Annotated in this window: 5 protein-coding genes and 1 pseudogene; 2 read left to right on the top strand and 4 right to left on the bottom strand. The window is 59.8% G+C overall.

Going from position 1 to position 4,690, the window contains the following annotated elements:
• Nucleotides 1-164: 164 nt before the first annotated feature.
• Genes C0456_RS19555 through C0456_RS19540 form a run of 4 tightly spaced genes read right to left on the bottom strand, consistent with a single transcriptional unit; the run spans nt 165 to nt 3,113 of the window.
• On the bottom strand, nt 165-1,025 hold the full coding sequence (locus C0456_RS19555) for an NAD(P)-binding domain-containing protein (RefSeq protein WP_067399216.1): 861 nt from the start codon (nt 1,023-1,025) through the stop codon (nt 165-167).
• Nucleotides 1,022-1,807, bottom strand: coding sequence for a tyrosine-protein phosphatase (locus C0456_RS19550; protein WP_067399213.1), 786 nt, complete (start codon nt 1,805-1,807; stop codon nt 1,022-1,024). Before C0456_RS19550 ends, C0456_RS19555 begins: the two co-directional genes overlap by 4 nt.
• Before the next feature lie 2 nt (nt 1,808-1,809).
• Complete coding sequence (locus tag C0456_RS19545; RefSeq protein WP_067399210.1) at nt 1,810-2,316, bottom strand: VOC family protein; 507 nt, start codon at nt 2,314-2,316, stop codon at nt 1,810-1,812.
• 11 nt (nt 2,317-2,327) lie between these two features.
• Nucleotides 2,328-3,113 (bottom strand): SDR family oxidoreductase, encoded by a 786-nt coding sequence (locus tag C0456_RS19540; RefSeq protein ID WP_067399207.1) that lies wholly within the window; start codon nt 3,111-3,113, stop codon nt 2,328-2,330.
• 135 nt (nt 3,114-3,248) lie between these two features.
• On the opposite strand from C0456_RS19540, the gene C0456_RS19535 reads away from it, so the two are divergent.
• Nucleotides 3,249-4,517, top strand: coding sequence for a sulfotransferase (locus tag C0456_RS19535; RefSeq protein ID WP_067399204.1), 1,269 nt, complete (start codon nt 3,249-3,251; stop codon nt 4,515-4,517).
• Nucleotides 4,518-4,534: 17 nt separating this feature from the next.
• Nucleotides 4,535-4,690, top strand: a pseudogene (locus C0456_RS21000) (ferredoxin); the annotation flags it as partial.

Below are 4,690 nucleotides of genomic sequence, written 5' to 3'. Positions count from 1 at the left end.
GGTTGCCGAACTGGTTCTCTATAATCTCGCGTGAAAAGCGGTTGTTTTCCTGCCCCTTCATCATCGCGGAAAAGCCGTCTCCATAAACAGCATCGAAAACCTCTAGTCCCTTGTCCCAAGCATTTTCACTCATGTGTATTTCCTCGACTTGTATGTACCCACGCTCAATCGAGCGGCTGGCCCTTGCGATATTCCAGGCCAGAGGTGGAATCGGCGTTTTCGCGGATCAGCTCGATCATCGGCAGTCTAACACCGAACTTGGCGGCCTCTTCGATGGCGACTTCCAGATCCTTGATCATCAGCCCCTTGAAATAGTTGCGGACGCCGGTTTCCTGCGCATCGCCTTCAGGATCGGGGCGGATTTCCATGGACAGCGCGCCTTCAAGGCCGCCACCAGCGTTCGGATCACCAGCCAGCGCCATGCGCAGCTGATTCAGGTCTACACCGTAGTTGCGGGCGATTACCGCACCTTCGTACCCTGCCCGGATACAGCCGAAAAACGTGGTGTTGCGCGCGATCTTGGCCGCCATGCCGGTGCCCGGCCCACCCATGTGGATGACCTGTCCGGCAAAGCCATCGAAAATGGGCTTGGCCTTGGCCATGTCCACTTCGCTACCGCCTGCAAGACAGATCAGGCCGTTCTCGCCCGACTTGGGACCGTTGGTTACGCCGCAATCGATCAGCGTCACTCCGGCATCCGCGCAGAGCTTTTGCGATGTTTCCAGATCAGACATGGAGATTGTCGACAGCAGGATCACAGTCTGCCCGGGCTTGCCCGCTGCCAGAACGCCATCGGGGCCGGAAAGCACATCGATGGTTTGCTCGCCATTGAGCACCGCGATCAGAACGCAATCGGACGCCGCCGCGAGATCTTTTGGTGTTGCCGACATTGGCGGCGCACAGGGCACCCGCTCTGCGGCTTCTTCGCGCACATCGAAAATTGCCGAGAGTTGGCCAGACCGCTGCAGGCATTGGGCCACGCCTCCGCCAATGCCGCCAAGGCCGATTACACCGCCAGTTTTCATGATAATTCTCCTTGATATGAAGGTGAGACGCCTTGCGTTACCAGCAAGCGTCGCAGCTCAATTTGCATGTCCTCGCCAAGACCGGCATCGACGAGATAGCGCCCTACGGTCTTGTGTTTGCTTTCGATCTGTTCCCAGGCGCAGGCCAAGTATTCGCGGCGAACCCCGATCAGCGCATCGACCTGTTCCGGGCTGGGCATGAATCCGAAACTGGAACGAAAGCCTTGCTCCAGCGAACCGCTGCGGCGAAGGTTCTCGCCAAAGATGTCTGATTGGGCATAGTCGTTCAGGATCGCCTCGCGTGGGGCTCCCAGCATCTCCAGCAGCACGGCAACGGCAACACCGGTTCGATCCTTGCCGGCAGTGCAGTTGACCATCGCAGGCCTGCCTTCGAGCAGGCAGGTGCCAACCGTTTCCCAGTGCGGCGCAAGCGCATCGGGAATCTCGCGATAGGTTTCGCACATGATATCGATCGCCAGTTGCACATCTTCGCCAAGGCTCAGGCGTTCGCGGCCGTCATGGCCGAACACCCGCAGGTCTGCGTTCACATCGAGGCCCAGCCAGCGGCAATCCGCATCCTGCCAATCGTGCGGATGGGCTTCGCGCTCTTTCGCGGAACGCAGATCGAAGATGTAACCAATCCCCAGCGATTTCAGCTCTGCCTCATGTTCCGGTGAGAAATTGGCCGGGCCTTCCGCACGGAACAGCGCGCCGCTGCGCACCAGGCCACCCTGAGCCTGCATGCCGCCGAGGTCGCGAAAATTGAGGAGTGCAAGAGCCATGCTCAACGCGTGGGATAAACTGGAATGGCGGAGGCCATCTGTTCGTACATTCTGGCATCGAACCAGACGTGCTCCAGGTAATGGCCCAGGGTCGCGCGCTCATCAGTGTAGGTGTAACGCATCAGGTCTCCCAGCCCACCGCTCCACACAACCGGATGTACAGCGGGATCGAGCGAGGCCATGTATTCCTCGAAATCTCCAAGCTCGCCGTCGACCCGCAGGGCAGCGTGATGGAAGCACATTGCAAAGCTGCCGTCCTGCGGCAGAACTTCGGCGTGCATGGGGGCAAGTCCGGGCAGGGGCTCGATCAGTTCGATTTCCATTCCGCCGACATTGGCCAGTGCGATCTTCATCCGGTATTCTGGTGACGAGACCAGACCCGGCGTATCATTCTCGAACACGTAGAATTCGGGAACTCCGTAATCATCCCGCCAAATGGACAGCGCGCGATCGAGATCGTTAGTCACATAGGCGTTCTGGCTATGCCTTGCCTTCGGGCGGGAAAACACGATGGACGCTCCTAGTTGTTGAACATTTTCCCGCCATCGATCACCAGCGTGTCGCCGGTATGATAGCGCGAAAGATCGCTGGCGAGATAAACCACCGCGCCCCACAGATCGTCGGGCGTGCCGGCGCGCCCTATGGGCGCCTTGGCGGCAACGGCATCGGCCAGCATCTGGCCGTACTCCGGATCGGCCATGGTCATTTCGGTAATGATAAAGCCAGGCGCGATGACGTTGCAGCGAATACCTTGCGGCCCGAGTTCGGCGGCGAGCCCTTTTGACAAGGCCGCCAGCGCCCCCTTGGCCGCGCCATAATGCGTCAGCGTGGGCACGCCCTGGAATATGGAACCGCTGCCGCACAGGATCATCGAACCGCCCGGATCGCCTGCCTCGGCGCGGGCAACCATGTGTTTCGCCACTTCACGCAAAGTAAACACCACCCCGTGCTGGTTCACGGCCATCAGCGAGTTGTAGGTGGCGGCATCCATTTGGATGAATGGCTTGGCGCTGGCGATCCCGGCATTGGCGACCACGGTATCTATGCGCCCCATTGCGGCCAGTGCATCGGCCACGCCGGCAACGATCTGCGCCTCGTCGGTCACATCCACTTCGGCGGAATGAACCTTGACGCCCAACGCGCGCAGCTTTTCGGCTGCCTGGTCATTCGCTTCCTTGCGCCGACCCCAAATAACCAGGTCGCTTCCAGCCCGCGCCAGCCCTTCGGCAAAGCCGAAGCCCAGACCGGAGTTGGCGCCGGTTACCAGCGCCACCTTACCCGTCAGATCGAACAGCTTGTCTGTCATCGCGACAATATCCTCTCCCCATTCGACCTAACGGCATTTGCCAGTCGCGCAGCATATCTTTCGGTAGGGCAAAGATTACCCGCCTCCGCATCTACGAGATATCGGAGACAGGATGTGGCGAGGGAGTAGAAGCGAATGACGCAAGCCGCCAAGGGCCAGGTGTTCGAGATCAAGGACATGCGCGCGCCCGTGCTGGACGAAGCGCAAAAGGCCGCCCTTGCCGCCGCTTCGCAAGCCAGTCTCGATTTCTCCTCTGCCGCCATCATGGGTGCAGCCAAGGCCCAGACCAGCCTCGATGATTTCGGCGCGCTGGATTTTGTCGAGCGGCTGGACCTGTGGTGCGAATGTGTTGACGAGGATGAATTCCTCTCACCCGTTGGCCGCGCAGGGCTGTGGACCATGTTCGTGCGCTATGCCGCCGACCGCCTGCGCGTGGAAGACATCTGCAAGCGCCACCCGGAAATACTCGACATCGAAATCGATCGTCCGATCATCGTGGCTGGTCCGCCGCGTTCGGGGACAACCCATTTGCTGGGCCTGCTTTCGGCCGACAAGCGGCTGCGCTCGCTGCCTTGGTGGGAAGCCATCGCCCCGGTCCCCACGGCAGAGGACGAGCCTTCGCCGGACGATCCCAACCCGCGCTGGACCAAGGCGGAGGCAGGGTGGCAGCAGCAGGAAGCGGTGCTGCCGATGATGAATTACATGCACGAATTCTCGCCCGACCATATCAGCGAGGATATCGAGCTGCAGGCGCTCGATTTTTCATCCTACCTGCTCGAATGGCTGGCCTTGGTGCCAAGGTGGCGCGATTACTACCTCTCGCACGACCAGAGCGGCACCTATGCCTACCTGAAGAAGGGCCTGCAGGTCCTGACCTTCCTCAAAGGACCGAACCGCTGGGTGATCAAGTGCCCGCAGCACATGGAACAACTGCCGGTTCTCAACAAGACCTTTCCCGATGCGACATTCGTGATCACGCACCGCGACCCGGTTGGCTCGATCCGTTCGACCTTGTCGATGTGGCTCTATGCCTCGCGCGTGCTGCGCACGAAGAGCGATCCTGAAGAGCCGAAGGGCTACTGGATCGATCGCTACAAGACCTTGCTTTCACGCTGCGTGAAGGATCGCGACTGCCTGCCCGAAGACCAGACGATCGACGTTTATTTCCACCAGTGGATCAAGGACCCTGACCCGATCCTGCAACGGATCTACGACATGGCGGAGATCCCGCTGGACGAGGCCACTCTCAAGACCCTGCACCAGTACCACAAAGATCATGATCCGGCAGTGAAAGGCAAGGTGCGTTTCAACCTGGAGGGCGACTTCGGCATTACCGCCGAGGACATCCGCCAGCATTTCCAGTTTTACTTCGATCGTTTCCCGGTCGAAGTTGAAGTCAGATAATTTCTTCGGAGCAAGACATGGCTAAAATCAATGTGATCGACCGTTCTGGCAACAGCAAGGAAGTGGAGGCCGAAGCCGGTCTGACGCTGATGGAGATCATTCGCGACAACGGTTTCGACGAACTGCTGGCCCTGTGCGGCGGGTGCTGCTCATGCGCCACCTGCCATGTGCAT

The organism is Hyphomonas sp. (assembly GCF_013823385.1).
GTDB lineage: Bacteria > Pseudomonadota > Alphaproteobacteria > Caulobacterales > Hyphomonadaceae > Hyphomonas.
This window is presented reverse-complemented; position numbering and strand designations above follow the sequence as displayed.

Coding starts and splice junctions, on each gene's coding strand:
- C0456_RS19555 (WP_067399216.1), bottom strand. CDS start 1,025: ATGAAAACTGGCGGTGTAATCGGCCTTGGCGGCATTGGCGGAGGCGTG.
- C0456_RS19550 (WP_067399213.1), bottom strand. CDS start 1,807: ATGGCTCTTGCACTCCTCAATTTTCGCGACCTCGGCGGCATGCAGGCT.
- C0456_RS19540 (WP_067399207.1), bottom strand. CDS start 3,113: ATGACAGACAAGCTGTTCGATCTGACGGGTAAGGTGGCGCTGGTAACC.
- C0456_RS19535 (WP_067399204.1), top strand. CDS start 3,249: ATGACGCAAGCCGCCAAGGGCCAGGTGTTCGAGATCAAGGACATGCGC.